This window comes from Mucilaginibacter sp. P1_A3, from assembly GCF_056406855.1.
Genome location: NZ_JBFTZJ010000006.1, coordinates 392,828 through 417,187, shown reverse-complemented (window position 1 = coordinate 417,187; position 24,360 = coordinate 392,828). Strand labels below are relative to the sequence as shown.

Genomic DNA, 24,360 nt, shown 5'->3' with positions numbered 1-24,360 from the left:
TCTCATAGGATGCAGTTAAATCAACCTTTCCATAAATCTTTTTTAGTTTCTGTACATTTTATAATGCAAATAAAATTTACAGCCATCCTTTGTATATTGCTGCCTTTAAAGCACCCTCATGAAAATAAACTTTATAGGCTTAGGCTTATTCGCTCTTTTGGCTGTTAATGTGCAAGCGCAAAAAAGAAAGATCAACCCCAACGATACCACCTCAAACTACAACCCCGCTGCAGCATTTTCGCCACAGTTTTATAGCGAAAAAGGTAATGAGTTTCATTCCCCTAATGGCGATCCGGGACCAAAGTACTGGCAAAACCGCGCAAATTATAACATTAAAGTAACCCTTGATACCGTAACCAAAACTATCGATGGTACTGTATCTATCGATTATATTAATAATAGCCCCGATGCTTTGCAATACCTGTGGTTACAGCTGGACCAAAACACCTATAAAAAGGAAGCCCGCTCAAACTTTTTTACCAACAGAGCACCCGGACCAAATCAACATACAAGCGGATATACCATTGAATCCGTAGCGTTAGACCAGGGCGATGTAGTTAAACAAGTTCCATTTGTTATCACCGATACCCGGATGCAGGTACGCCTGCCCCACGCATTGGGCAAGGGTTCTTTGCGTTTAAGGATTAAATATCATTACACCGTCCCGGGTGATTTTGGTAACCGCACAGATTATGTAGATACCAAAAACGGCAAAATATATGAAATAGCCCAATGGTTTCCGCGTATGTGTGTTTATGACGATAGCCGCGGCTGGGATACCCTGCCCTTTTTAGGTGCTGGTGAGTTTTACCTCGACTATGGCGATTTTGATTACCAGGTTACTGTTCCATGGGATATGATTGTGGCTGGCTCGGGAGAATTGATAAATCCTAAGGAAGTACTAACAGCTAAACAAATTACCAGCCTGGATGCTGCCCGCAACAGCGATAAAACTGTAATGATCCGCAGCCTTGCCGAAGTGACTGATCCATCAAGTCGCCCGGTAAATAAAGGCACACTTACCTGGCATTATAAAATGTTCAACACGCGCGATGTTGCATTTGGCGCATCAAAAGCCTATGTATGGGATGCCGCGAGGGTTAATTTACCCGGTGGTAAAAAATCACTGGCTATGTCGGTTTACCCGGCCGAAAGTGTTGGTGCCAATGCATGGAACCGCGCTACAGAATATTTAAAAAAATCGATTGAATATTTTTCAGAAAAATGGTTTGTATACCCCTATCCCGTTGCCATTAACGAAGCCGGTATAGCAGGTGGCATGGAGTATCCCGGTATTGTATTTGATGGTATTACCGATAAGGGCAGTGAGCTTTACTGGGTTACCGCGCACGAGATTGGGCACAACTGGTTCCCGATGATTGTTGGCTCTGATGAGCGTCGTTTTGGCTGGATGGATGAAGGATTTAACACCTTCATAGATATATACGCATCTGATGAGTTTAACAAAGGCGAGTACGCCCCTAAACGCGATGGTGAATATGCGCCGGGAGGTGGCAACCCTGCCGATGAGATTATCCCAATCATCACCGACCCGGAATCGCCGGCCATTATGACGGCGGCCGACGCTGTACCTGAAAAATACCGCCACCCATTGGTTTACTTTAAACCTGCATTTGGATTGGTTTTACTTCGGGAACAGATATTGGGTAAAGATAGGTTTGACTATGCTTTCAAAAACTATATCAGCAAATGGGCATTTAAACATCCTCAGCCCGATGACTTTTTCAGATCGATGGAAAGCGGCGCAGGCGAAGACCTTTCCTGGTTTTGGAAAGGCTGGTTTTATAACAACTGGACAACTGATATAGCCGTTATAAATGCCAAAAATATAACTACTGATGGTGTTAAAGGCTTAAATATAACAGTGGTGAATAAGGAGCAATTGCCAATGCCATTTACTGTTGAAGTAAAATTTAAGGATGGTAGCAAAAAACGAAGCTACATGCCGGTTGAAACATGGCTATCCCGCACGCAGGCCACCTTTACATTGCCAACTACAGGGGAAGCAGAAACTGTGACTATAGATCCTGATAACGCTTTGCCTGATTTGAACAGGGGGAACAATGTTTTAAAGGTAAAATAAAAGCCATAAAATACACGCCATTGCTTTGTGCCGCACACATGGCGTGTATTTCGGTTCTCATTAATTTGTCAATCTTAACCCAACGTTAAACTATTAATAAGCTAAAGCTTATCTTTGTTTTATGAACACAGCCGATCTGTTGCAACGCGCTTTGCGGTTTGATTTTTTAACCCAGGATGAAGGGGTTTACCTATATAACAACGCATCTACTCCCGATCTCATGTATACCGCCAACGAACTGCGTAAAAAACAGGTTCCGCACGGTAAGGTTACCTGGCAGATAGATCGTAACGTAAATACAACCAACGTATGTATAGCCAATTGTAAGTTCTGCAACTTTTTCCGCAGGCCGGGCCATGAGGATAGTTACATTACTGATATTGAAACTTATAAAAAAAAGATAGAGGAAACTTTCCGTTACGGCGGCGATCAGTTACTGCTGCAGGGCGGTCACCATCCCGATCTTGGTCTTAAGTTTTATACCGATCTTTTCAGAGAACTGAAACAGCTCTATCCTAAATTAAAGCTGCACTCATTAGGTCCGCCAGAAATTGCGCACGTAGCCAAACTGGAAGGCATGAGCCATATTGATGTGCTTAGAGCCATGCAAGAGTCGGGCTTAGATTCACTGCCCGGTGCAGGTGCCGAGATATTGAACGATCGTGTACGCCGGCTGATATCAAAAGGAAAATGCGGTGGCAAGGAATGGCTGGATGTTATGCGTGCTGCTCATCAGCTTAATTTGCCTTCGTCGGCTACTATGATGTTTGGCCATATCGAAACTATCGAAGAGCGCTTCGAACACCTGGTTTGGATCCGCGAAGTACAAGCCGAAAAGCCCGAGGGACATTATGGTTTTGTTGCCTTTATTCCATGGCCTTTTCAGGATGATGGCACACTTTTACGTAAAGTACGGGGCATTACCAATAATGTAACCGGCGATGAATATATCCGCATGATAGCTTTGAGCCGCATTATGCTGCCCAACATCAAAAACATACAAGCTTCTTGGCTTACCGTAGGTAAACAGGTAGCACAGTTGTGCTTACACGGTGGCGCAAATGATTTTGGATCAATCATGATCGAAGAGAATGTAGTTTCGGCTGCCGGCGCACCACACAGGTTTACGGCCAAAGGCATCCAAGAATCAATCATTGAAGCAGGTTTTGAACCACAACTACGTACCCAAAAATACGATTGGCGCGATGTGCCTGTTGAAATTGAGGAACAGGTTATCAATTATTAAAGTGAATGGTGAATAGAGAGTAGTGAATGGTTGGTTAAGTTAAAAAACTATCTATTCACTACTCACCATTCACAACTCACCACTCACAAAAATGGAACATTACATAGAAGCATTAATTTTCGCATCAGAACAAGGTATTCGCATGGAGGAAATCATGTATTGCCTGCAGGCGGCTTTTGAGCGGGATTTTAATGCAACCGAAGTAAATGAGAGCCTCAAAGCTATAGAGTTAAAATATAGTGATGATAATTTGGCCATTGAACTGGTGAAAATAGGTAACGGATACCAGTTTTTTACCAAGAAGCAATATCACCCGGTTATAAATCTTTTGCAATTACAACGATCTAAAAAAAGATTAAGCCAGGCCGCGCTGGAAACCCTGGCCATTATAGCCTACAAACAACCGGTTACCAAAACTGATGTGGAGCAGATCCGTGGGGTAAACTGCGATTACTCCATACAAAAACTACTGGAAAAAGAGCTAATAGCTATAATTGGAAAGTCTGAAGCCTTAGGAAAACCTATTCTTTACGGCACCAGTGGCTTATTTATGGATTACTTCGGGATCAACAATATACAGGAATTGCCTCAGATTAAGGATTTTACAAACAATTCAGTTGCAATTGGCGAACAAACAGAATAATTTTAATTTCATCTTTTTAATAAAAATGATTTTGATTATTTTTACTATTGAATAAGGAAATAAAAGCATAAAAAAATTCTTGCTTTTTATCCGATTTAAAGTATTATTGATAAAGTTTTACAAATAAAATCCGTTACAATGGGAGCGCCAAAAAAACCGATTACCAAGAAGATCGACAATTCCGAAGATGACAATGAAGACGACGATGATCTAATTCTCGACCCTAAATCGAAGAAAAAGGTTGATGACGACGATGATGATTTTGATGGCCCATTAGATGATGATCTGGGCAGGGGATTCGAATCTTTCGACGAAGAAGACGATGAAGATTATTAGTCTTTAAGGAAACATATTCTATTTGTAAAGCATTCAGCGCATGCCCTGAATGCTTTTTTTTATATTTAGCCCTCCTATGATCATAACAGAAGTAAAAGATAAGGCGACAAGAAAAGCTTTTTTAGATGTGGCGCGTACCCTTTACAGGGATGATAAAAACTGGGTTTGCCCGCTTGATAATGATATAGAAGCGGTATTTGACCCGGCCAAAAACAATTTTCACCAGGATGGCAAATGCACCAGGTGGGTACTTACCGATGATAACAACCAAGCTATTGGCAGGGTAGCGGCTTTTATAAATAATAAAAAGGCATATCATTATGATCAGCCAACTGGTGGTATGGGCTTTTTTGAATGTATTGATAATAAAAAAGTCGCTTTCCTGTTGTTTGATACCGCCCAAAAATGGCTTAAGGATAATGGGATGCAAGCTATGGATGGCCCCATAAATTTTGGCGAGAATGATAATTTTTGGGGTTTACTGGTGGAGGGGTTTACTCCGCCATCCTATGGGATGAATTATAACTTCCCGTATTACAAAGCCTTTTTTGAGGATTATGGGTTTAAAACCCAGTATGAGCAGATCACCAATCATCTTGATGTGAATAAGCCGTTTTCGGAACGGTTTACAAAAATTGCAAATTGGGTGATCAAGAAACCCGGGTATGATTTCAGGCATTTTGAGGTTAGCAAAATGGAGAAATTCACAGCAGACTTTATGGAGATCTATAACGATGCCTGGAAAGATTTTGAAAATTTTGTGCCCATTACCCATGCCACCATTGCCGAAAGCTTTAAGAAAATGAAACCTTTGATGGACGAAAAGCTAATCTGGTTTGCCTACATCGATGACGAACCCGCGGCATTTGTTATCATTTTGCCCGATGCCAACCAGATGCTTAAACCATTAAATGGCAAACTTAACCTGATAGGTAAGCTTCAATTTTTATATTACCGATGGAAAGGCGTATCCCGCATGCGGGCAATAGTGATGGGAACCAAACAAAAATACCAGAAACACGGACTGGAATCTGCCATATTCATTAAACTCAAAGAATACGTTTTGCCTTTAAAGCAATATGATGAACTTGAATTATCGTGGGTTGGAGATTTTAACGAGAAAATGATTGCCATTCATGCTGCGGTTGGGGCCACCTTTGGCAAAAAGCATTTAACAATGCGCTATATTTTTTAAAGTATGCCCGGCTATTAACCGGGCATAAATTTATGCAGTAGCTTTTGAGTGCCTTAGCTCTTCAAATAGCTCTATCACCTTCTTTTGCAGATCGATAACTTCAGTTTCGCGATCCATTAAGCGTTTGTTGACAGATTCCAGTTCGTTTACAAATTTCTGATCCTGCTCGGCATCATTAAATGTAAGTAACTGAACTACTGTCATTTCAAATAAAGTGGCAATTTGCTCAAGCCTTGATAAGTTAATATCGGTAATTCCCGTCTCAATTTTTGAGAATGCAGGAATGGAAATATCTAACCGCTTTGCAACATCTTCCTGGCTCCACCCTTTTTGATGACGTAGCAGTCTGATTTTTTTTCCAAGTGTTTTCATGTGATCTGTATAATAGTAAAGGTTTCGCAAAAGTTAATTACTTTGCAATAATATTTATTATCACGCTAATTATCAACTAATTTGCATAATATTTTATTAAAACGGTCAGGCAAACAAAACAATTGGTAATTAGCTGTATTAAAGCGAGGTAAATAAACGGCAGTGCGACCTCTCATGCCCATTATCTCCATAATCAGGGGTATATCACAAAACTGTAATAAATAAAATAACAGTTAAAAATGTTTGGATTTAATTTTACCATGCGTATCTTTGTACTGTAATAATTAAAATTACAGATGAACGGACAATTTCAGATAGCGGTGCATATACTTACCCTGCTCAGCAAGCAGCCGGATGAGCTATTATCATCCGATTATATTGCCGGCAGCATCAATATAAACCCGGTACTTGTACGTAAAGAGATCAGCAACCTGCGGAAATATGGCCTCATTGATAGTAAAGAAGGCAAAGCCGGCGGTTATACCCTGGGCTTACCAGCTCAGAAAATATTGCTGAGCGATGTTTACAGAGCAGTAAAAGTGCAACCTGCTTTAGGGCAGGCAAAAAACAAGCCTAATCCCAATTGCCCGGTAGGTAAGCAAATCAGCCAACATTTGGATGCCTTGGCCGATGAGGTTGACGTTACCATCTTTAATAAATTAAATACAATTACCCTGGCCGACTTTAGCGGCAAATTCAATTAAAAAAATTTAAACAAAACTGTAACAAATTTAATTACAATATAAAAACAAACAATTATGAAATTAGCATTAATAGGTGCCACAGGCTTTGTAGGCAAAGCTGTATTAAACGAAGCATTACAACGCGGTTATGATGTAACAGCTATAGCACGCGACCCGAAAAAGGTAGAAACAGCAAGTGATAAATTAACACTTAAAGCTGCCGATGTATTGGATACAGAGTCCCTTGCTGTAGCGCTTAAAGGTCATGACGCTGTAGTGAGCGCGTACAATGCCGGCTGGACCAACCCCAACCTTTACGATGATTTTGTAAAAGGCTCAGAGGCCATTCAGCAGGCTGTAAAGCAAGCCGGCGTTAAACGCTTATTAGTTGTTGGCGGCGCAGGCAGTTTATATGCTGCTCCGGGATTGCAACTGGTTGATTCGCCACAATTCCCCGCCGAGTGGAAAGCCGGCGCTACAGCCGCCCGTGATTACCTTAACACCCTTAAAAAGGAAACCGAACTTGACTGGACATTTTTGAGCCCGGCTATCAACCTGCACCCTGGTGAACGCACAGGAAAATTCCGCTTAGGCACTGATGAACCGGTATTTAATGAAAAAGGTGTTCACGAAATATCTGTGGAAGACCTGGCAGTTGCCATTTTGGACGAATTGGAGAATAACCAATTTGTAAAAAGAAGATTTACGGTAGGGTATTAAATATAAAAATCCCATTGTGCAGCTTAGAATCTGCCAATACTTCAAAAAGTTACGTCATTGCTGCGAGGCACGAAGCAATCTGTTTGCTATACAGAGCGGCTGGCATAGTCGACCTGCCTGTGTAGAGATTGCTTCGTACCTCGCAATGACGTAATATTATCCTTACTTTATAAACTTAGCCGCAACCCAATCCTTATCTTTTTTATGGATGATGTATTTTAATCCATACTTACGGGCTTCATCGGTGATGATATCCAGATCGGGAGATTCATAAAATCCGCTGAAATAGATTTCACCATCTGGTTTCAGCACCTGGGCATAACGCTCCATCTGATCCATGAGGATATTGCGGTTAATGTTGGCCAGTATAGTATCATATTGTTCATTTGGGATCACTTCTTTTGAGCCGCAAAGTGGTATAATATTGTCAATATGGTTTAATGCTGAGTTCTCGATAGTGCTATCGTAACAAACTGGGTCGTAATCAATAGCTGTAACCCTTGCAGCTCCAAGTTTGGATGCCATAATGGCCAGGATGCCTGTACCACATCCCATATCCAATACATTTTTACCCTTGTAATCATTCTCCAGCATCAATGCCAGCATCATGGATGTGGTTTGATGATGGCCGGTACCAAAAGCCATCTTAGGATCAATCACGATCTCGTATTCAATCTCTGGCCGGGCCGGATGAAAGGTGGCCCTTACATATATTTTATCGCCTATCTCTATCGGTTCAAAATTACTTTCCCATACTTCGTTCCAGTTTTTTTGAGGGATGAGCGTTACCTCATAACTAAAAGTAAACAATTCACGGTACGGCAATAGCTGTTCTATCAGCTTTTCTTCATCAAAATCATCAACCGGAATATAAGCTTTAAAGCCAAAATCCAGTTCTTCAAAAGTATCAAAACCAATATCACCCAAGGTATTTATCAGCAGATCCTGCTGGTAGTCTTCGGTAGTTATAGTGGTAAAAAGTAATTCGTAGTAGTTCATAATAGATAATGTTTTATAACACGTCAATTGCGGGATATGAATGATTGCGAACTCATTCCATATCGTATCCAATTGCTTCGTTCCTTGTATGACGTATTAGCAAAAAATTGTCATCCTGAACGCAGTGAAGGATCTGTTATCCGCCATACATCTTCGCCCTGTACAGTCTCCGAATAGCTCCTTCACTGCGTTCATGATGACAAATTATTAGTGTCCCAAATTTAAAACTTGCGTTCACAAATTTTCATCTTGTTTTACTCTTCCAGCACAGCTGTCTCTTCAACATCCTTCTTTTTCAACGTAACCGTTTTACCGGTAACCAAAAACAATATAAAAAAATTAACAGCCCAATAAGCCAGCTGAATAAATAACATAATGGTAGTTAGGCCAATTAAACTATCATACCCGGATTGCTCATCCCAAATGGCATAAGCAACGCCTCCTGCTGCAAACGTACAAATAGCGGCAACCACACTAAAAGTAATCAACGCTGCAGCTGCTGAGTGTAACACAAAGGCATTCCAAACAGGAACAATAATTATCCACTGCGTTAATATGGCTACTATAAAATATAATGGCCAGCAATAATAAAAACAAGCCATAAAAGCATGAACGTTCCCCTCTCCCATATCACTTATCTGCATAGCATGGGCAAGTGCGCTAACTATTACAAAGGCAGCAAACCCAATAAAAGCAACTAATGGCGGGAGAAAAACTTTCATATTTAAAAGCTACCTAAAAACACGTCATTACGAGGAACAAAGCAATCTCTGCACATACATGTCGACTTTGCATCGTCGCTCTGTATAGCAAAGAGATTGCTTCGTTCCTCGCAATGACGCGTGGGCTTGTGTTCGTGTGTTCATTAACACACCTGATTAACGTTCAATAATTATTTCTGTTTGAAATATTAGCAATGAAACGTAGTTTAGCTTACACCCTATCCAATTAATTATAAGCCTTGATGATATCTACAAAATCACGTGATTTTAACGATGCACCACCTATCAGGCCACCATCAATATCTGGCTGGGCAAATAGTTCGGCTGCATTTTTAGGGTTACAGCTACCTCCGTATAAAATGGTAGTGTTATCAGCAATATCCTGGCCGTATTTGGCGGCAATTTCTTTGCGGATAAATTCATGAATTTCCTGAGCCTGCGCCGATGAAGCAGTTACGCCGGTACCAATAGCCCAAACAGGCTCATAAGCCAAAACCAACTTTGAAAAATCGGCAGCCTCTAAATGGAATACACCTTCAACAAGCTGTGATTTAATCACATCAAAGTGTTGGTTAGCTTCGCGCTCCTGCAACGTTTCGCCGATACAAAAAATAGGGCGAAGATCATGCTTTAATACAGTATCGGTTTTTTTAGCCAGCAACTCATTGCTTTCGCCAAAATACTGACGACGCTCTGAGTGACCTATTATAACATAAGCAGCACCTACTGATTTGATCATTTTTGCAGAGATCTCACCGGTATACGCGCCACTCTCGGCCTGGTGAGCATTTTGTGCTCCTACAGAAACTTTATTGTAACCTTTTGCCAATTGTACCAGGCTATTGATATGAATAAAAGGGCTGCAGATAACCGCTTCCTGTGTGCCGGTCACTTCGTCTTTAACCATATTGATGATCTCGGTAAATACGCCTAATCCTTCATTATAGTCAAGATTCATTTTCCAGTTTCCGGCAACAATTTTTTTTCTCATGATTTTATTATTTTAATTGATTGTGTGAGTGGTTGATTGGGTGAATGGTTGATTATGCTAAGCGATGAATGAATGATTAATATTTGATTGATTCGGCTTTGACCATTCACTTAATCAACTCAATCAACCACTCACCAACTTTAAAACCTTCTGTATTCCTCTGTTAATTCAAATACTTTTTGTAGTATATTCTTTTCTATATCGTCGAACTCACGGTGATCCCGGCGTTCAAATACTTTCTCGGCGGTTTCAAACATTTTCTTGATGGAGTAAACCTCAAAACCCTGCGCTCCACCCCATGAAAAATCGGCAACAAAATTACGTGGAAAGCCGGCCCCAAAAACATTGGCGCTAACCCCTACCACTGTACCCGTATTAAACATGGTATTGATGGCGCATTTGGCGTGGTCGGCCATGATTAATCCACAAAATTGCAGACCGGTTTTTCTAAAACGCTGCGTATCATAATCCCAAAGGCGCACCTCTGCATAATTATTTTTAAGATTCGAGTTATTGGTATCGGCACCGATGTTGCACCATTCGCCAAGCACAGCATTGCCTAAATATCCTTCATGCCCTTTTGAGGAATACCCCCAGATAACGGCGTTATTCAATTCGCCACCAACACGCGAATACGGTCCTACAGTGGTAGCGCCATAGATCTTCGCCCCCATTTTTACCTGCGAATGCTGGCATAATGCAAAAGCGCCGCGAATATGGGTGCCTTCCCAAACCTCGGTATTGGCTGATAAATATATTGGCCCGTTGGTAGTGTTAAATGTAGAACATTCAGCAACTGCACCTTCTTCGGCAAAAAAATCGTCACCTATAATGGTATTGGTTGAACTTATTTGGGCGCTAGTGCGGCCTTTGGTAAGAAGTTGAAAATCTTTCCTGAGCTCAATTTCATTCTTCCTGAAAATATCTTCGGGATAGCGAATAAATACAAACGAATCTGTGTAATCTGTAACATTATCAAATGTTGCACCGGCATCAAAGCTTTCCGCCTCAGCCCGGTTCAGCTTCACAGCCAGCAGCTGATCGCTACATTTTAGCGCTTCGCCGGTTTGTAGCTTGCTAATGGCATCCAACAAGTTTTCATCGGGACAAACCGCGCCGTTTATAAATAAATTATCAGACTCGATTTTTACAGGAAATTTGGCCTGCAAATAATCAAGCGTATAAAAAGAAGTATTAGTATTTAAATACTTAGCCCACTTTTCTGCAATGGTAAGGATACCTATGCGCATATCGGCCACGGGCCTGGTATAGGTAAGCGGTAGCAGTGTTTGGTGTGTGTTATCGTCGAAAAGGATAAGTCCCATGGCACAAAAATAAAAAAAGTCCCGGCTGCAAAGCCGAGACTTGTAAATATTTAATTAAACAAGAAATTACTTCTTGTTGTAACGCGTACGGAATTTATCGATACGACCTGCAGTATCAACCAGTTTCATTTTACCGGTATAGAAAGGGTGCGAAGTGTGCGAAATTTCTAATTTGATCAATGGATACTCGTTACCGTCTTCCCATTTAATGGATTCACGTGTATCGATGCATGATTTAGTCATGAAAGCATAGTCGTTTGACATATCTTTAAACACAACTAACCTATAGTTTGATGGATGCAGATCTTTTTTCATTATATATAAACTTATCTTTGTAGTCTTTAAAAGAGGCGCAAATGTAATAAAATAATTCAAATGTCAAAAGCGAAAGTCAAAATAAGTTCATAGTTGATGGAACATGGCCAATGGCAGCGCAACTGCAGATTCAGTCAAATATATAACAAACTGATTAACAATATTGCAAATCAAATAACGAGCATGAACATTGAACTATTTTTCAGTATGACTGGTTGCGACCCCTCCTTCTCCTAAAAAGACATCTTTAATTTTCCTTCTGAGCAAATTATGCAATTTCAATGTCTTGTCCGACAGCGTATTCCAATCGCAGATGCCTGAATAATTAATCGACTGCCTAACATCCCCATAGTTTATAAAAACATCCAAATCACCAACAAAATCTGTACAATGACGGCTGCTTATCACAGGGCGCGAAACAATCTCTTTTGCCAAATTAAAAATTGTATCTTTTTCTGTTTTAGTAAAATACGCTTTCACAGTGTCTGTCATAACCTTTTTAGGCTTTGCCGTAAAAATTGAACCCCTGTTATGGGTTTCAATAATGGTTGTATCACTATCATTAACAATCTTTATAACTACCCTATGTTCAGAAACAATTGTTAATGTACTCCAGGAATCGTCGGACATTTTAGTCGGATCAGCTTTATCCTTTAAATTGCAACCGATGGCAATCAGCATTACACCTGCAAAAAACAATATTGGAAAATATTTCATAACAGATAAAATACTGTTAGCAATGACTTAGCCTTTACTAAATAAAAATCCCATCCCATTCTTCCCTAAAATAAATTTCTAAAAACTCTTTAAATGAATTAGCAACTACTTTAAAACTGTCCCCACAAATAACGTATACTTCATTTTGTTCAGATGCACCTTGGTGTAGCCTTATGGCGTAAATGCATAAATGACAGAAATAATCGATAAAAACGAAGCAATTCTCATGCAACGTCAAAACGTTGACGATATTTCGATAGTCTGGGGTCCCTCCCCAATCACCAACTTCATCTTTTACAGATTTGAATTGATCAAAACCATAAAAGGCAAACATATCCAAATCATAATCATCCACATTAAACGTTCGGAAATAATCTTTCAGATCCTCGGGAATGATCAAATCATGATTTGACTCAAACGATGCAAATTCTATGTCGATATTTTCGCCCATTTTTGTCTTAATTCTTGATTCTAATCTCTTGATTCTATTTCCTGGCACAATTCAATCAACACACCATTCGCACTCTTAGGATGCACAAAGCAAACTAATTTATTATCAGCACCACGCTTAGGTGTATCATTCAGCAATATAAAACCTTCACTTTCCAACCGCTGCATCTCGGCAATAATATCATCTACTTCAAAAGCAATATGATGAATCCCCTCCCCTTTTTTGGAGATGAATTTAGCTATGGGGCTATCCTCATTTAAAGCCTGTAACAACTCAATTTTATTGGGGCCCGTTTGCAAAAAAGCGGTTAGTACCCCCTCCTGCTCCACGGTCTCGGTTTTATAAACAGGAGTATTTAAAAGCTTCCCGTATATATCACCAGCAACCTTAATATCGCTTACGGCAATCCCAATATGCTCCACTTTATTCATGTCCAAATATTGTAAATTAATAGTCAGGTTTGTTAATTTACCCTTTGTTTTGAATGATTTTAAATAAAAACTTGTGTATCTTTGTATTGTTAATATACTTAGCATTATGAATATCCCAATTTATTTAGATAACAATGCAACTACACCGATGGATCCACGCGTTCTGGAGGCCATGTTACCTTATTTTACAACAAAATTTGGTAATGCCGCCAGCCGTAACCATCCTTTTGGATGGGTGGCCGAAGAAGGTGTTGACTATGCACGTGAGCAGGTGGCCAAATTGATTGGCGCTAATGAGAAAGAAATAATTTTTACTTCTGGCGCTACAGAATCAGATAACCTTGCTATCAAGGGCGTATTTGAAATGTATAAGGATAAAGGCAATCACATTATAACTACCGTTACCGAGCATAAAGCGGTGCTTGATGCCTGCAAACACGTAGAAAAACTGGGTGGCAAGGTTACTTACCTTCCGGTTAAAGAAGATGGTCTTGTTGACCTTGCTGTTTTAGAGGCAGCCATGACCAGCGAAACCATTTTGGTATCGGTAATGTATGGTAACAACGAGATTGGTGTCATACAACCTATAAGAGAAATATCTGCTATCGCTCACAAGTATGGCGCACTGTTTATGACAGATGCTGTACAGGCGGTTGGTAAAATACCTGTTGATGTTAATGCTGATGGTATTGACCTTTTGGCACTATCAGCACATAAAATATATGGCCCTAAAGGTGTTGGCGCATTATACGTTCGCCGTAAAGGACCAAGGGTTAAAGTTACAGCACAAATGGATGGCGGTGGCCACGAACGCGGTATGCGTTCTGGTACATTAAACGTACCGGGCATTGTTGGTTTAGGTAAAGCCTGCGAGCTTTGCGGTTTAGAGATGGAAAGCGAAGCAAAACGCCTTTCAGCTTTACGCGATAAACTACAATCGGCATTAACTGTACTGGAAGAAAGCTATGTAAACGGAAACGTTGAGCATCGCTTACCACATGTAGCCAACATCTCTTTCAAATATGTTGAAGGCGAAGGTTTAATGATGGCGATGAAAGACCTTGCTGTATCATCAGGCTCTGCCTGTACCTCAGCTTCACTGGAGCCTTCATACGTACTGAAAAGCTTAGGTTTATCTGACGATTTGGCACATTCATCTATCCGCTTTGGCTTAGGTCGTTTTACTACCGAAGAAGAAGTTGATTACGCTATTGAAGTAACCAAAAACTCGGTTACCCACCTGCGCGAGCTTTCTCCGCTTTGGGAAATGTTTAAAGAGGGAATTGACCTTAACTCTATTGAGTGGGCAGAACATTAATTTTTGATGCTGGATTTCGAAATTTCAATTTCGGATTTGGCGCAAGATTTATTTTAGAATTTAGAAATTAGAGTTTAGGATTTACCTGGCTCAGAACAAATAACTACTACTTAAAAATTTTTGAAATGGCATATTCTGATAAAGTAATCGATCACTACACTAACCCCCGCAATGTGGGCACTTTGGATAAAAGTAGCCACAAAGTAGGTACCGGCTTAGTTGGTGCGCCTGAATGCGGAGACGTTATGCGTCTGCAGATTGAGGTGGATGATAACAATGTTATCACCGATGCAAAATTTAAAACTTTCGGTTGCGGTTCAGCAATCGCTTCTTCATCTTTAGCTACTGAGTGGTTAAAGGGCAAAAGCATCGATGATGCCATGAAGATTGACAATATGGATATCGTTGAAGAACTGGCTTTGCCACCTGTAAAAATCCACTGCTCTGTTTTGGCAGAGGATGCTATAAAAGCAGCTATTAATGATTTCCGCGTAAAAAACGGCTTAGAAGCATTTGTAAGCGAAAAAGCGCACCATTAATAAGTAGCAAGTATCAAGTAGTTAGTATCAAGATTTAGGTACTAACGTATCAATTTAAGCTTGATACTTAACGCAACTTATTTGTACTGAAAGTGGTAAGATATTTGTTTGATAAATGCATCTTTCTACTTGATACTAACTACTTGATACTAATAAAATGGTAACTGTAACTGATAAAGCTAAAAGTAAAATAGAACACCTGATGCAGGATTCGGGGCTTGATGCCTCTTATTTTCTGCGTGTGTCTGTTCAGGGAGGTGGCTGCTCTGGTTTATCATATAATCTTGATTTTGATAACGAAGAAAAAAAAGGCGACCAATTTTTTGAAGACCAAGGCGTACGCATGGCCTTGGATATGAAGTCATTCCTATACCTTGCCGGTACCGAACTTGATTTTTCTGACGGTTTAAACGGAAAAGGCTTCAATTTTCACAATCCTAATGCAAGCCGTACCTGTGGCTGTGGCGAAAGTTTCTCTGTATAACCATTTACAATAATAAAATATATTAAAGCGGCGTCGGATTGATGCCGCTTTTGTTTTTACCGCTTTTTTCTGTTAAAGAAAATTTGGGTTAACCACATTCAGCAGGATGTGGTTAAATATTAATCTCCGTCACCACAAATCAACAAAACTTCTATGCTGAATTGATTTGAAAAATAATTAACTTGTAAGGTAAATAACCATACCAGGTATGCCGCTCCAGATTAAATTACCGCTCATATTATTGATAAGTGCCCTGTTTACGCTTCAACAAAACAACTATAAAGTTGACGTGGAAACTATCAAAGCTTCAAGAGCCGCATCCAACACGGCCATTGCTAAACATAATATTGACGGTATGGCTAAATACTGGCTGCCTGATTTTACTCAAACCATTGGCAGGGGAATTACCACCACAGGCAAAGACAGCATTATTGCCGGCTGGAAAAAATTATTCAAAACCAATAAAACCGTAGCTTACATCCGCACACCCGCAACAATTACCGTAGGCGACAATGGAATAATGGCATGGGAAACCGGTACCTGGATAGCAAATAATTCGTACAGCAGGGGTGGCAATTATTCGGCCATGTGGCGTAAAATTAATGGCACCTGGCAATTACAGGCCGAGTTATTTGTATCATTAAAGAAATTATAAAACAAAAGAGGCAATGTCGCCTCTTTTGTTTTTACTAAGTTTTCTTAAAACATATCTTCAGCCTCAATACCTTCCGGCACAGCCTGTTCTACGCTCCAGTGCTCTGCAATCTTATCAGTGTCAACCCTAAAAACTTCATAGCGTACAAATCCCTTCCCCCCTCTTTTAAATTGAGATTGAACTACTACAAAATCTCCTTCGGCGATAACACGGTGAATTTTAATGTCACGATCAGGATCGTCTGATAAATAATCCGCAAGGTCTTTACCGCTGCTAATTACCGTTGGATTATGCTCAATGTAATCAGGCTTAATAAGCTCAATGGGTGATTGCTTATTGATGACAGACTCATAAAACCTATTTACCACCTGTTTACTGTTTTCTGCTGATTTCCTTTCATCGATATCTGTGGCACCGTTGGTCGCGGTGATAGCAAGGCCTGTTTGATCGGGCATTTCCTGTATGGCATCCCAATGTTCAGCCAGCATTCCGTCATTTAGTTTAAACAGGTCAATAACTACCATGTGCTTACCCATAAACTGAATATCAAGATGAGTAATAACAAGATCGCCCTCCTGTACAGCGCGAATGATGGGTGATTTAGCTCCCGCAGGCGGCGGTGGCAGCGTTTTCAGGTAGTTGATCATCCCGGTGATGCCCGCTCTGCCCTGGGCAACCGTAGGGTTGTGTTGTTTATAATCCTCCAACACAAATTCGGGGATAAGTTCGGCCTTGCGCTGACCAACAATCAGCTTGTAAAACGCTAGTACTTTTTGTTTATTTGATAAAGTATCCATAGGTGTATTTGCTTTGATGGCCGGGCTTGTGCACATTAATGCGCAGCAAAAACCCATTGCCAATGTATGTGTAATTTTCATTACGATTAGATTAGAATAATAGAATGATGTAAAAATTAGATTGTGCGAAACACTTGCGCTAAGCAATCAGCGTTTCAGAAACCTGGATTAACAGGCAGGATTTTTGGCAATCCTTATTTGATATGTTGTTGAAGTAATTATGGAATAAAGATAGCTTTTTAGAGCGAAGTACCCGAACAAAGAATAAAAGAATTTTTGAAGACAGAATTTGGACCGAGGTCACTTAAATTGCTGACAATTCATATCAAAAGTATTCCGGACGATGTTTTCACATGACAGAAACTATGCACCTGATCACTAAAATTCCACCGGAACCTTATAAAAGCGATTATCAAAATTCACTAAAAACAGTTCGGTAGTGGCACGGGTAACAGCGGTGTAAAACCATCGAAGAAAATCCATATTGATCATTTCGTCGGTTACATAACCCTGGTCAACAAAAACCGCATCCCACTGGCCGCTCTGAGCCTTATGACAGGTAATGGCATAGGCGAATTTGATCTGCAGGGCGTTATAATATGGGTTCAGTTTTAACTCATTATGCATTGCCCTTTTATTTGTCAGGTGTGCATAATCCTTCATTACCTCCTCGTAAAATTTCTTTTGATTTTCCTGTGATAAGGCCGGCGAATCGGCATACAAGGTATCCAATAGTATTTTGCAATCCAGTACCGGGTCTTCGGCGTAGTCAATAAACTCTATTTGCACATCTGCAAAACGAAAACCATACATGTCCTCAATCCGGCGTACCTTTCTTATACGGGCAATATCACCGTTGGCAATAAAATCGGTACTATTCTCATCATTATCTTTAAGCCAGAAATAGTTGTTCTTAACCACCATGATCTGATCGCCGCCGGTGAGCTCCTCTTCCCGGTACAGGATGCGGTTACGGATCTGGCCGTTATATAAGTTGGCATTCTTGTTTGAGCGGCAAATAATGAGCGTTCTATCGTACCCGTATTTGTTATAAGCATAGTTCAACCCTTCTTCCAGTCGTTCACCCGTCATCCTAAAAACATCCTTATAACCTTTGGTAATAATTTTAGGTGTAGTCACCTCTTTTTGGCGGATAATATCGCGGATAGCAGTAGCATTAAACAAGATACCCGAATCCTTTTGCTGACGAAGTACATCCGTAAGCTCATATTTAAAAACGTTTACGCCAAACTTCCCCTTCATAATAGCTTCATCCAAAGCAGGGCTATTATCTGAGCCCACAGGAGGCAGCTGCGCGGTATCACCCACCAACACCAGTTTGCAGTTTTTATCGTTGTACACGTACCTTACCAAGTCATACAACAAAGATGCCCTGCTACCAACAGGATCATCTGATATCATCGATGCCTCATCCACAATAAACAGGGTATCGCTGGCCAGGTTATCAGCAATAGCAAAACCATCATCAAGGTTAAGGGCCGATTTTTTACGGTAAATACGTTTATGAATAGTGAAAGCTTTTTTTCCCGAGTAATTGGTGATCACTTTGGCAGCCCGCCCGGTGGGCGCCAGTAATATCGATCTGTAATTATATTGCTTTAATGCTTTTACAAGTGCGCCAAGCACCGTAGTTTTACCGGTACCGGCATAGCCCCGCAGGATAAAACATTCGTCGCCATCGCGGCTCTGTAAAAAAGCATGTAACCGATCAAACAGTTCCAGTTGCTGGCCTGTGGGAGTATGCGGGAATGCTTTACGGATATGATCAATTACAGTCACTTTGCAAAAATGCTGATAAGTAATTGAAAAACCTTTACCCTTATTAAAAAGCTAACAGGATTAGTTATAAATTTGACCATGGAATTTAATGAGGATAAAGTAGAAGAACAACCAGACGATTTTGTAGATATTTATTCAAAACGGGCAATTTTTGGTTTTTCTATTTTCAGTTTTTTATTTGCCGGGGTGTTGCTTGTTCTAAACTTATGGGCAGCCGGCTATAAAAAAGCAATAAGCCAGGTTTTACTTTTCCTGGTGCTTTTTTATTTGTTATATATTAATGTAATAAGGTATTCTGGTATTAAAATAGATACCGAATTACTTAAAAAAGCTTCGTCGGGTGCAACTTTAACATTTGGCCAGCTATTACCCATGATGGAACTTATGGGCTTAATTATAGCGCTAAACATTATAGGCGGGTTGATACTAACAAGATATTTCTTTAAAAAATACTTCCCCGATGATGACTATTACCCCAAACCTATCTGGCGGCCTCTAATTATTTATATTCTGCTATCTCTTTTTTCAAGGTTTCTTATTTAGGCATCACCCAAAAGTGAAAGCATTTTAATAGTTGCCTATATGGTATCTGCTAAAAAATATTACTTTTGTTAAACTGGCATGAGCGAACACAACTACAATTACCATGATGATAACTTTAGTCTTGATAAAGCACAGGGCTATACTTTATTAATACAAATTGATAAAACATCGTTTTCATACGCGGTAAGCGATCAAAACAAGCTTATCGCCTTGGCAGATAAACACCCGCTGGATGAATTAAGTGATCCGCAGGAGTTGCTCGATCTGTTATCTGCAAACTACAAAAAGGTAGTTATTGGTTTACCCAATACAGGCTTTACACTTTTGCCACAAAGCATTTTTAAACAGGACCAGGTAAGCAATGTGGCTCGTTTTCTTGATGTACAGGCTAACGAAAAAGTTTTGGCCCAGCCATTAGATAATAAAAACATCATTATTTATAAAACATCAGAAGCTTTAATAAGTGCCGCTGAGGATTTTGGTTTACGCAATACTGTATTTTCATCAAAAGGCTGGTTAAACGCGATAGCTGCTAACCACCCCGGCGACCGGGACCTGTACCTGAACATCAATGAGGAAACGGTGGAGATAGCCAACTTCAACTTTAGCAAGCTTCGTTTTTACAATACCTTTGAGTTTACCGGCGAAGATGAACTGGCTTATTTTGTATCATTAGTAACCAGCGAGCTTAATTTACAACCTGCCTACACTTATGTATATTTAAGTGGCGAGGTTAATACCGGCGATAAAAACATCACCCGCTTAGCCGAATTTTTCGGAAAGGTAGAGATCAATACCATAACTCCACTTCAATTACCTTACGAAATTGAAGGTCACAAAATACTGTCACTTTCTGCTCTTTCATTATGCGCATCATCGGAGGCACTTTAAGAGGTTTAAGGCTTAACCCACCTAAAAATCTTCCGGTACGCCCTACTACCGATCTGGCGAAGGAAGCTCTTTTTAACATTCTGCTCAATCAAATTGAATTTGAGGGCATCAAAGTGCTCGACCTGTTTAGCGGTACCGGCAATATATCATTGGAGTTTGCTTCAAGGGGTGCTGCTGAAGTTATTTCTGTTGACAGGAGTATCCATTGTGTAAATTACCTGAAAGATACATCGCGTCAGCATAAACTAAACCAGGTAAAAGCTTACAAAGAAGATGTGTTCAAATACCTGCAAATAGAAACGGAACAATATGACCTGGTTTTTGCCGACCCACCATATGACCTGAACAAGATTCCCGACATACCAAAAATCGTTTTTGAAAGGAACATTCTTTTACCAGGCGCTCTGTTAATAGTTGAACATCAATCAATGCAAAACATTAGTCAACACCCGGCTTTTGTGGAGCAGCGAAAATATGGGCATTCGTCGTTTTCTTTTTTCAGAAACCCCACAGATCAGCCACTTTAGTTATTTCACTTTTAAAATAGTTAAAGCAGTATCTTTAAAGCAGGCCAGTTTTGCGTCATCAGCATTGGTAATAATGGCTTCTACCTGGTTAATATCAGCAAACTTTAAATAAGTTTCTTTTCCTATCTTACTGCCATCACACAACATATAAGTGTAGGCACTTTGTTGTATATAGGCTAACGTAATATCAGCTTCCAGCTCACTATTGGCAAATAACCCGTTCTGTGATATACCATCAACACCCAAAAAGGCTTTGCCCGCATGATACCTGGCTATATGTTCATTTGCTATTTTACCATGCACCGCTTGTCGTTCGTTATTAAACTCGCCTCCTACTACATTTAGTGAAACTGCGCAATTTTGTAATTCATAAACAACAGGTAACGAATTGGTTATCACCTTTATTTTTTTATTTTTTATAAACTGGCATAAACGAAAAACAGTACTGCCGCAATCCATAAAAATAATATCGCCATCGTTTATATGTTCGGCTGCCTCACGGCAAATATTATCTTTAACTGTTGAATTTTGAGCAGTTTTGTTCAAGAAATCATGTGGTTTTGCCAACGGATCAAGCTTCATCCCCCCGCCGTGCGTACGGTAAAGCAGCCCATCATTGGCAAGCTGATTTAAATCCCGCCGGGCGGTGATCTCTGAAATATTTAATTCAATAGCCAGATCTTTAATATCCACCTCCCCTAAGCTATTTAGTTTATCAAGAATTTTTTGTTTTCTTTTTTGAAAGTTCATTTAAATATTGTTGATTTGTTCAAAATAATCATAATCGATCAAATTCAATCATAAATCATGGATAAAATTAAAATATTAGAGATTGATATCCTATCAAACAATTGGTATACCCTAAATAAAGTGACTTTTGAGGCAACCAAAAAGGACGGCTCGGTATCGCAACTCAGCCGCGAAGCCTATGACAGGGGCAATGGTGCTACCATACTTTTATATAATACTGCCAATAAATCTGTAATACTTACCAGGCAATTCAGGATGCCTACTTACATCAATGGAAACGCAAACGGGATGCTTATTGAGTGTTGTGCCGGCCTGCTTGATAAGGATAACGCCGAAGATTGCATAAGGAAAGAAACTGAAGAGGAAACAGGCTACAAGATTGCCAATGTAAAAAAAGTATTTGAGGCCTACATGTCGCCCGGATCGGTAACTGAACTACTTTACTTTTTTATAGCCGAGTATACAAAAGACATGAAAGTGAGCAATGGCGGCGGCCTTGACGAAGAGAACGAAAATATTGAAGTGTTGGAATTACCTTTCGCCGAAGCCTTACTAATGATGAACAATGGCGAAATAAGAGATGCCAAAACAATAATGTTATTGCAGTATGCCCAAATAAATAATTTAATATCATGATGAATAAACCTTTAACAATTTTAATAGCCGGCCCCTACCGTTCTGGCACAAATGATAATCCTGAATTAATGGAAGAAAATTTAAAAAAAATGGAAGAGGCGGCGCTCCCCATATTCAGGGCAGGGCACATCCCTGTAATTGGCGAATGGTTTGCCTTACCTCTTTTAAAACAAGCTGGCTCAAAATATCCCGGCGACGAAGCTTACGAAGAAATTTCATACCCGGTATCGCGCAGGATACTTGCAAAATGTGACGCGATATTAAGAATCTCAGGTGAATCAAAAGGAGCTGATGAAGATGTTAGAATAGCAAAAGAACAAGGCATTAAAGTTTATTACAAACTGGAAGATATAATAGCATTATAAATTCCATCTAACAGCATTAAACTTTAAAAATCATTGCTACTTTTGGCAGAAGCATTAACATTACCCTACTATGAAAATCGCTCTTTTTCCAGGCTCATTTGATCCGGTTACCAAGGCCCATGTTGATATCGTGAAACGTTCTGTTAATCTGTTTGATAAGGTTTACATCGGCATTGGGGCAAACAGCAGCAAACAAGGCTTATTGAGTATTGAAACCCGCGAACAGATGCTGAGAGCAGTTTTTAAGCACGATGACCGCATTCATATCATAGCTTACGAGGGCCTTACAGTTAACTTTTGTAAAAGCATTGGAGCCACGTACATGATCAGGGGAATTCGTACCGTATCCGACTTTGAGTACGAAAAAGCCATTGCCCAAATGAACCATGCCCTGGTACCCGATATTGAAAGTATTTTTATAGTAAGCAAGCCCGGATATTCATCCATTAGCTCAACTATAGTACGTGAAATTATGCGCCATCACGGCGATGTTGCCCAATTTATCCCTTCTGAGGCATTAGCTTATTTATAGCCAGTTTTTCTTTATGCAATACATCCAAAATAGATGGAAACGTATTGTCAATTATGGGTTCAATATGATGCTTTTCAAACCAGCGGGCATCGGTAATGCCTTCTTCTTTTTGGGGTTTTAACTTGTTCCTATCCTTGCAATCCATGTTAAACCAGTGAGTTTTCTTAAGCACAACATCACCCCGGTTAATATAAACATGGTACGTTTTGCATATCTTATCTTTTAGCTTACTTACTTTTATACCACACTCCTCCTCTACCTCGCGCACGGCGGCCTCTTTTACCTTTTCGTCTTTTTCAATTTTACCTTTTGGCAGGTCCCATTTATTATTACGATATATAAATAAATAATGCCCTGCAGTGTTTTTTACAAGTCCGCCGGCAGCTTCAATAAGTGTTATGCTTTTTTTAACTGATTTTAAAAATTCTTTGGCGTTATTGCACTTTATATAAAACAGTTTTTTGGGGTTAGCCAATATCCAGGTATAAATTATTTTAAGATCAAAAGTCTCTGCTTCAAGCTTTTCATAATCTTCAACTTTATGAGGTTCTGATTCTGTTAGCAGGATAACCTTTTCGTTAATATAAATTCTGTATTTTTGAGCCATGTTTAATAAAAATGAGATAGAACAGCAGGTTGCCGAATTCCTGTTGCAAATTAAAGCAATTAAATTACAACCTAATAATCCTTTTACATGGGCTTCGGGATGGAAATCGCCGATCTATTGTGATAACCGCGTCACGCTCTCTCATCCGTCAATCCGTACCTATATCAGGCAACAATTAACTGTTATTATTCAGGAAAAATTTGGCAGTGTTGGCTGTATAGCTGGCGTAGCAACCGCGGGCATACCACAAGGCGCGTTAGTAGCGCAGGAATTGGGGCTTCCATTTATATACGTACGTGCCAAAGCAAAAGAACATGGCACAGGCAGTTTAATTGAAGGAGATATTACTACCACTACCGGCAAAAGGGTTGTTGTAATTGAGGATCTGATATCAACCGGAAAAAGCAGCTTACAAGCCGTTGACGCTTTAAAAACTGCAGGATTTGAAGTAGCCGGCCTTGCAGCCATATTCAGTTATGGTTTTGATGTAGCAACAGAAAATTTCAAGAACGCCGGTTGTCCGTTTGTTACCTTATCAAACTATAATGCATTGATAAAATACGCCGAAGAAAACCAATTTATTGCCGAAAAGGACGTTGCCGTTTTAAAACAATGGCGTGAAGCTCCTGCTACCTGGGGACAAATTGCTTCGAGCTAAAAGTTAAT

Annotated in this window: 31 protein-coding genes; 18 read left to right on the top strand and 13 right to left on the bottom strand. The window is 40.0% G+C overall.

All coding sequences use genetic code 11. The features are described from left to right. Positions 1–118: 118 nt before the first annotated feature. The 5 genes from AC1D0K_RS15045 (at position 119) to AC1D0K_RS15025 (ending at position 5,524) form a co-directional block, all read left to right on the top strand. The gene (locus AC1D0K_RS15045; protein ID WP_477399627.1) at positions 119–2,104 is read left to right on the top strand and encodes a M1 family metallopeptidase; all 1,986 of its coding nucleotides are present in this window, start codon (positions 119–121) and stop codon (positions 2,102–2,104) included. A gap of 121 nt (positions 2,105–2,225) precedes the next feature. Next, positions 2,226–3,350 (top strand): CofH family radical SAM protein, encoded by a 1,125-nt coding sequence (locus AC1D0K_RS15040; protein ID WP_477399628.1) that lies wholly within the window; start codon positions 2,226–2,228, stop codon positions 3,348–3,350. 91 nt (positions 3,351–3,441) lie between these two features. Further along, entirely contained in the window at positions 3,442–3,993 is a 552-nt protein-coding gene (scpB, locus tag AC1D0K_RS15035) for an SMC-Scp complex subunit ScpB (RefSeq protein ID WP_295716390.1), read from the top strand. Positions 3,994–4,131: 138 nt separating this feature from the next. Further along, entirely contained in the window at positions 4,132–4,329 is a 198-nt protein-coding gene (locus AC1D0K_RS15030; protein ID WP_295716391.1) for a hypothetical protein, read from the top strand. A gap of 76 nt (positions 4,330–4,405) precedes the next feature. After that, positions 4,406–5,524 carry a GNAT family N-acetyltransferase gene (locus AC1D0K_RS15025; protein WP_477443078.1) on the top strand — a complete coding sequence of 373 codons (1,119 nt, stop codon included), beginning with the start codon at positions 4,406–4,408 and terminating at the stop codon, positions 5,522–5,524. A gap of 30 nt (positions 5,525–5,554) precedes the next feature. On the opposite strand, the gene AC1D0K_RS15020 is transcribed toward AC1D0K_RS15025, so the two are convergent. Further along, a complete protein-coding gene (locus AC1D0K_RS15020) occupies positions 5,555–5,896 on the bottom strand; it encodes a helix-turn-helix domain-containing protein (RefSeq protein ID WP_295716393.1) in 342 nt (113 codons plus the stop codon). A gap of 296 nt (positions 5,897–6,192) precedes the next feature. Here AC1D0K_RS15020 and AC1D0K_RS15015 point away from each other — a divergent pair, with 296 nt between their 5' ends. Both AC1D0K_RS15015 and AC1D0K_RS15010 read left to right on the top strand, forming a co-directional pair. Beyond that, entirely contained in the window at positions 6,193–6,600 is a 408-nt protein-coding gene (locus tag AC1D0K_RS15015) for an Rrf2 family transcriptional regulator (RefSeq protein WP_295716395.1), read from the top strand. 54 nt (positions 6,601–6,654) lie between these two features. After that, positions 6,655–7,299: an NAD(P)-dependent oxidoreductase gene (locus AC1D0K_RS15010; RefSeq protein ID WP_477394949.1), complete on the top strand. Its 645-nt coding sequence runs from the start codon at positions 6,655–6,657 to the stop codon at positions 7,297–7,299. 162 nt (positions 7,300–7,461) lie between these two features. Here the strand turns inward: AC1D0K_RS15010 and prmA are convergent, their stop codons facing one another. From prmA to mce, 8 genes are all read right to left on the bottom strand, one after another. Beyond that, a complete protein-coding gene (gene prmA, locus AC1D0K_RS15005) occupies positions 7,462–8,298 on the bottom strand; it encodes a 50S ribosomal protein L11 methyltransferase (RefSeq protein ID WP_477394947.1) in 837 nt (278 codons plus the stop codon). 254 nt (positions 8,299–8,552) lie between these two features. Continuing rightward, positions 8,553–9,020, bottom strand: a complete 468-nt coding sequence (locus AC1D0K_RS15000; RefSeq protein WP_477394945.1) for a hypothetical protein — start codon at positions 9,018–9,020, stop codon at positions 8,553–8,555. Between the two features lie 226 nt (positions 9,021–9,246). Then, the gene (gene tpiA / locus AC1D0K_RS14995) at positions 9,247–10,011 is read right to left on the bottom strand and encodes a triose-phosphate isomerase (RefSeq protein WP_477394943.1); all 765 of its coding nucleotides are present in this window, start codon (positions 10,009–10,011) and stop codon (positions 9,247–9,249) included. Between the two features lie 140 nt (positions 10,012–10,151). Further along, the gene (locus AC1D0K_RS14990; RefSeq protein ID WP_477394941.1) at positions 10,152–11,336 is read right to left on the bottom strand and encodes a GlmU family protein; all 1,185 of its coding nucleotides are present in this window, start codon (positions 11,334–11,336) and stop codon (positions 10,152–10,154) included. Between the two features lie 66 nt (positions 11,337–11,402). After that, positions 11,403–11,651, bottom strand: a complete 249-nt coding sequence (locus AC1D0K_RS14985; protein WP_477394939.1) for a type B 50S ribosomal protein L31 — start codon at positions 11,649–11,651, stop codon at positions 11,403–11,405. Between the two features lie 195 nt (positions 11,652–11,846). Further along, a complete protein-coding gene (locus tag AC1D0K_RS14980) occupies positions 11,847–12,368 on the bottom strand; it encodes a hypothetical protein (protein WP_477394937.1) in 522 nt (173 codons plus the stop codon). A gap of 37 nt (positions 12,369–12,405) precedes the next feature. Then, on the bottom strand, positions 12,406–12,819 hold the full coding sequence (locus AC1D0K_RS14975) for an SMI1/KNR4 family protein (protein WP_477394935.1): 414 nt from the start codon (positions 12,817–12,819) through the stop codon (positions 12,406–12,408). 20 nt (positions 12,820–12,839) lie between these two features. Further along, the gene (gene mce, locus AC1D0K_RS14970; protein WP_477443080.1) at positions 12,840–13,250 is read right to left on the bottom strand and encodes a methylmalonyl-CoA epimerase; all 411 of its coding nucleotides are present in this window, start codon (positions 13,248–13,250) and stop codon (positions 12,840–12,842) included. A 106-nt stretch (positions 13,251–13,356) separates the two neighbouring features. Here mce and AC1D0K_RS14965 point away from each other — a divergent pair, with 106 nt between their 5' ends. The 4 genes from AC1D0K_RS14965 to AC1D0K_RS14950 all read left to right on the top strand — a co-directional run bounded on the left by AC1D0K_RS14965 (position 13,357) and on the right by AC1D0K_RS14950 (position 16,246). Beyond that, positions 13,357–14,568: an IscS subfamily cysteine desulfurase gene (locus AC1D0K_RS14965; protein WP_477394931.1), complete on the top strand. Its 1,212-nt coding sequence runs from the start codon at positions 13,357–13,359 to the stop codon at positions 14,566–14,568. Positions 14,569–14,693: 125 nt separating this feature from the next. Beyond that, positions 14,694–15,107, top strand: a complete 414-nt coding sequence (gene iscU / locus AC1D0K_RS14960; protein WP_477438147.1) for a Fe-S cluster assembly scaffold IscU — start codon at positions 14,694–14,696, stop codon at positions 15,105–15,107. A gap of 157 nt (positions 15,108–15,264) precedes the next feature. Next, positions 15,265–15,591, top strand: coding sequence for a HesB/IscA family protein (locus AC1D0K_RS14955; RefSeq protein WP_477394927.1), 327 nt, complete (start codon positions 15,265–15,267; stop codon positions 15,589–15,591). Positions 15,592–15,799: 208 nt separating this feature from the next. Next, the gene (locus AC1D0K_RS14950; protein ID WP_477394925.1) at positions 15,800–16,246 is read left to right on the top strand and encodes a YybH family protein; all 447 of its coding nucleotides are present in this window, start codon (positions 15,800–15,802) and stop codon (positions 16,244–16,246) included. Between the two features lie 44 nt (positions 16,247–16,290). On the opposite strand, the gene AC1D0K_RS14945 is transcribed toward AC1D0K_RS14950, so the two are convergent. Both AC1D0K_RS14945 and AC1D0K_RS14940 read right to left on the bottom strand, forming a co-directional pair. Continuing rightward, on the bottom strand, positions 16,291–17,124 hold the full coding sequence (locus tag AC1D0K_RS14945; RefSeq protein WP_477394923.1) for a nuclear transport factor 2 family protein: 834 nt from the start codon (positions 17,122–17,124) through the stop codon (positions 16,291–16,293). 297 nt (positions 17,125–17,421) lie between these two features. After that, positions 17,422–18,843 carry an ATP-dependent DNA helicase gene (locus AC1D0K_RS14940; RefSeq protein WP_477394921.1) on the bottom strand — a complete coding sequence of 474 codons (1,422 nt, stop codon included), beginning with the start codon at positions 18,841–18,843 and terminating at the stop codon, positions 17,422–17,424. A 78-nt stretch (positions 18,844–18,921) separates the two neighbouring features. On the opposite strand from AC1D0K_RS14940, the gene AC1D0K_RS14935 reads away from it, so the two are divergent. From AC1D0K_RS14935 to rsmD, 3 genes are all read left to right on the top strand, one after another. After that, positions 18,922–19,386, top strand: a complete 465-nt coding sequence (locus tag AC1D0K_RS14935; RefSeq protein WP_477394919.1) for a hypothetical protein — start codon at positions 18,922–18,924, stop codon at positions 19,384–19,386. Positions 19,387–19,464: 78 nt separating this feature from the next. Beyond that, positions 19,465–20,277 carry a DUF3822 family protein gene (locus tag AC1D0K_RS14930; RefSeq protein WP_477394917.1) on the top strand — a complete coding sequence of 271 codons (813 nt, stop codon included), beginning with the start codon at positions 19,465–19,467 and terminating at the stop codon, positions 20,275–20,277. Further along, positions 20,253–20,804, top strand: coding sequence for a 16S rRNA (guanine(966)-N(2))-methyltransferase RsmD (gene rsmD / locus AC1D0K_RS14925; protein WP_477394915.1), 552 nt, complete (start codon positions 20,253–20,255; stop codon positions 20,802–20,804). The genes AC1D0K_RS14930 and rsmD overlap by 25 nt, the downstream gene beginning before the upstream one ends. Here rsmD and AC1D0K_RS14920 read toward each other — a convergent pair whose 3' ends face one another. Next, the gene (locus tag AC1D0K_RS14920; RefSeq protein ID WP_477394913.1) at positions 20,805–21,554 is read right to left on the bottom strand and encodes a DeoR/GlpR family DNA-binding transcription regulator; all 750 of its coding nucleotides are present in this window, start codon (positions 21,552–21,554) and stop codon (positions 20,805–20,807) included. A 57-nt stretch (positions 21,555–21,611) separates the two neighbouring features. On the opposite strand from AC1D0K_RS14920, the gene nudK reads away from it, so the two are divergent. The 3 genes from nudK to coaD all read left to right on the top strand — a co-directional run bounded on the left by nudK (position 21,612) and on the right by coaD (position 23,087). After that, positions 21,612–22,190 carry a GDP-mannose pyrophosphatase NudK gene (nudK, locus tag AC1D0K_RS14915; protein ID WP_477394911.1) on the top strand — a complete coding sequence of 193 codons (579 nt, stop codon included), beginning with the start codon at positions 21,612–21,614 and terminating at the stop codon, positions 22,188–22,190. After that, positions 22,187–22,555, top strand: a complete 369-nt coding sequence (locus tag AC1D0K_RS14910; RefSeq protein ID WP_477394909.1) for a DUF4406 domain-containing protein — start codon at positions 22,187–22,189, stop codon at positions 22,553–22,555. Before nudK ends, AC1D0K_RS14910 begins: the two co-directional genes overlap by 4 nt. A gap of 70 nt (positions 22,556–22,625) precedes the next feature. Next, the gene (coaD, locus tag AC1D0K_RS14905; protein WP_477394906.1) at positions 22,626–23,087 is read left to right on the top strand and encodes a pantetheine-phosphate adenylyltransferase; all 462 of its coding nucleotides are present in this window, start codon (positions 22,626–22,628) and stop codon (positions 23,085–23,087) included. Here coaD and AC1D0K_RS14900 read toward each other — a convergent pair. After that, on the bottom strand, positions 23,056–23,694 hold the full coding sequence (locus AC1D0K_RS14900; RefSeq protein WP_477442801.1) for an NUDIX domain-containing protein: 639 nt from the start codon (positions 23,692–23,694) through the stop codon (positions 23,056–23,058). The two genes, coaD and AC1D0K_RS14900, sit on opposite strands and share 32 nt — an antisense overlap. On the opposite strand from AC1D0K_RS14900, the gene pyrE reads away from it, so the two are divergent. Then, positions 23,693–24,352, top strand: coding sequence for an orotate phosphoribosyltransferase (gene pyrE, locus AC1D0K_RS14895; protein ID WP_477394902.1), 660 nt, complete (start codon positions 23,693–23,695; stop codon positions 24,350–24,352). The genes AC1D0K_RS14900 and pyrE overlap by 2 nt on opposite strands. Positions 24,353–24,360: the final 8 nt, after the last annotated feature.

Excerpts from the sequence above, each read along its gene's own strand:
- AC1D0K_RS15045 (WP_477399627.1), top strand. The coding sequence starts at position 119 with ATGAAAATAAACTTTATAGGCTTAGGCTTATTCGCTCTTTTGGCTGTT.
- AC1D0K_RS15040 (WP_477399628.1), top strand. The coding sequence starts at position 2,226 with ATGAACACAGCCGATCTGTTGCAACGCGCTTTGCGGTTTGATTTTTTA.
- scpB (WP_295716390.1), top strand. The coding sequence starts at position 3,442 with ATGGAACATTACATAGAAGCATTAATTTTCGCATCAGAACAAGGTATT.
- AC1D0K_RS15030 (WP_295716391.1), top strand. The coding sequence starts at position 4,132 with ATGGGAGCGCCAAAAAAACCGATTACCAAGAAGATCGACAATTCCGAA.
- AC1D0K_RS15025 (WP_477443078.1), top strand. The coding sequence starts at position 4,406 with ATGATCATAACAGAAGTAAAAGATAAGGCGACAAGAAAAGCTTTTTTA.
- AC1D0K_RS15020 (WP_295716393.1), bottom strand. The coding sequence starts at position 5,896 with ATGAAAACACTTGGAAAAAAAATCAGACTGCTACGTCATCAAAAAGGG.
- AC1D0K_RS15015 (WP_295716395.1), top strand. The coding sequence starts at position 6,193 with ATGAACGGACAATTTCAGATAGCGGTGCATATACTTACCCTGCTCAGC.
- AC1D0K_RS15010 (WP_477394949.1), top strand. The coding sequence starts at position 6,655 with ATGAAATTAGCATTAATAGGTGCCACAGGCTTTGTAGGCAAAGCTGTA.
- prmA (WP_477394947.1), bottom strand. The coding sequence starts at position 8,298 with ATGAACTACTACGAATTACTTTTTACCACTATAACTACCGAAGACTAC.
- AC1D0K_RS15000 (WP_477394945.1), bottom strand. The coding sequence starts at position 9,020 with ATGAAAGTTTTTCTCCCGCCATTAGTTGCTTTTATTGGGTTTGCTGCC.
- tpiA (WP_477394943.1), bottom strand. The coding sequence starts at position 10,011 with ATGAGAAAAAAAATTGTTGCCGGAAACTGGAAAATGAATCTTGACTAT.
- AC1D0K_RS14990 (WP_477394941.1), bottom strand. The coding sequence starts at position 11,336 with ATGGGACTTATCCTTTTCGACGATAACACACACCAAACACTGCTACCG.
- AC1D0K_RS14985 (WP_477394939.1), bottom strand. The coding sequence starts at position 11,651 with ATGAAAAAAGATCTGCATCCATCAAACTATAGGTTAGTTGTGTTTAAA.
- AC1D0K_RS14980 (WP_477394937.1), bottom strand. The coding sequence starts at position 12,368 with ATGAAATATTTTCCAATATTGTTTTTTGCAGGTGTAATGCTGATTGCC.
- AC1D0K_RS14975 (WP_477394935.1), bottom strand. The coding sequence starts at position 12,819 with ATGGGCGAAAATATCGACATAGAATTTGCATCGTTTGAGTCAAATCAT.
- mce (WP_477443080.1), bottom strand. The coding sequence starts at position 13,250 with ATGAATAAAGTGGAGCATATTGGGATTGCCGTAAGCGATATTAAGGTT.
- AC1D0K_RS14965 (WP_477394931.1), top strand. The coding sequence starts at position 13,357 with ATGAATATCCCAATTTATTTAGATAACAATGCAACTACACCGATGGAT.
- iscU (WP_477438147.1), top strand. The coding sequence starts at position 14,694 with ATGGCATATTCTGATAAAGTAATCGATCACTACACTAACCCCCGCAAT.
- AC1D0K_RS14955 (WP_477394927.1), top strand. The coding sequence starts at position 15,265 with ATGGTAACTGTAACTGATAAAGCTAAAAGTAAAATAGAACACCTGATG.
- AC1D0K_RS14950 (WP_477394925.1), top strand. The coding sequence starts at position 15,800 with ATGCCGCTCCAGATTAAATTACCGCTCATATTATTGATAAGTGCCCTG.
- AC1D0K_RS14945 (WP_477394923.1), bottom strand. The coding sequence starts at position 17,124 with ATGAAAATTACACATACATTGGCAATGGGTTTTTGCTGCGCATTAATG.
- AC1D0K_RS14935 (WP_477394919.1), top strand. The coding sequence starts at position 18,922 with ATGGAATTTAATGAGGATAAAGTAGAAGAACAACCAGACGATTTTGTA.
- AC1D0K_RS14930 (WP_477394917.1), top strand. The coding sequence starts at position 19,465 with ATGAGCGAACACAACTACAATTACCATGATGATAACTTTAGTCTTGAT.
- rsmD (WP_477394915.1), top strand. The coding sequence starts at position 20,253 with ATGCGCATCATCGGAGGCACTTTAAGAGGTTTAAGGCTTAACCCACCT.
- AC1D0K_RS14920 (WP_477394913.1), bottom strand. The coding sequence starts at position 21,554 with ATGAACTTTCAAAAAAGAAAACAAAAAATTCTTGATAAACTAAATAGC.
- nudK (WP_477394911.1), top strand. The coding sequence starts at position 21,612 with ATGGATAAAATTAAAATATTAGAGATTGATATCCTATCAAACAATTGG.
- AC1D0K_RS14910 (WP_477394909.1), top strand. The coding sequence starts at position 22,187 with ATGATGAATAAACCTTTAACAATTTTAATAGCCGGCCCCTACCGTTCT.
- coaD (WP_477394906.1), top strand. The coding sequence starts at position 22,626 with ATGAAAATCGCTCTTTTTCCAGGCTCATTTGATCCGGTTACCAAGGCC.
- pyrE (WP_477394902.1), top strand. The coding sequence starts at position 23,693 with ATGTTTAATAAAAATGAGATAGAACAGCAGGTTGCCGAATTCCTGTTG.
- AC1D0K_RS14900 (WP_477442801.1), bottom strand. The coding sequence starts at position 23,694 with ATGGCTCAAAAATACAGAATTTATATTAACGAAAAGGTTATCCTGCTA.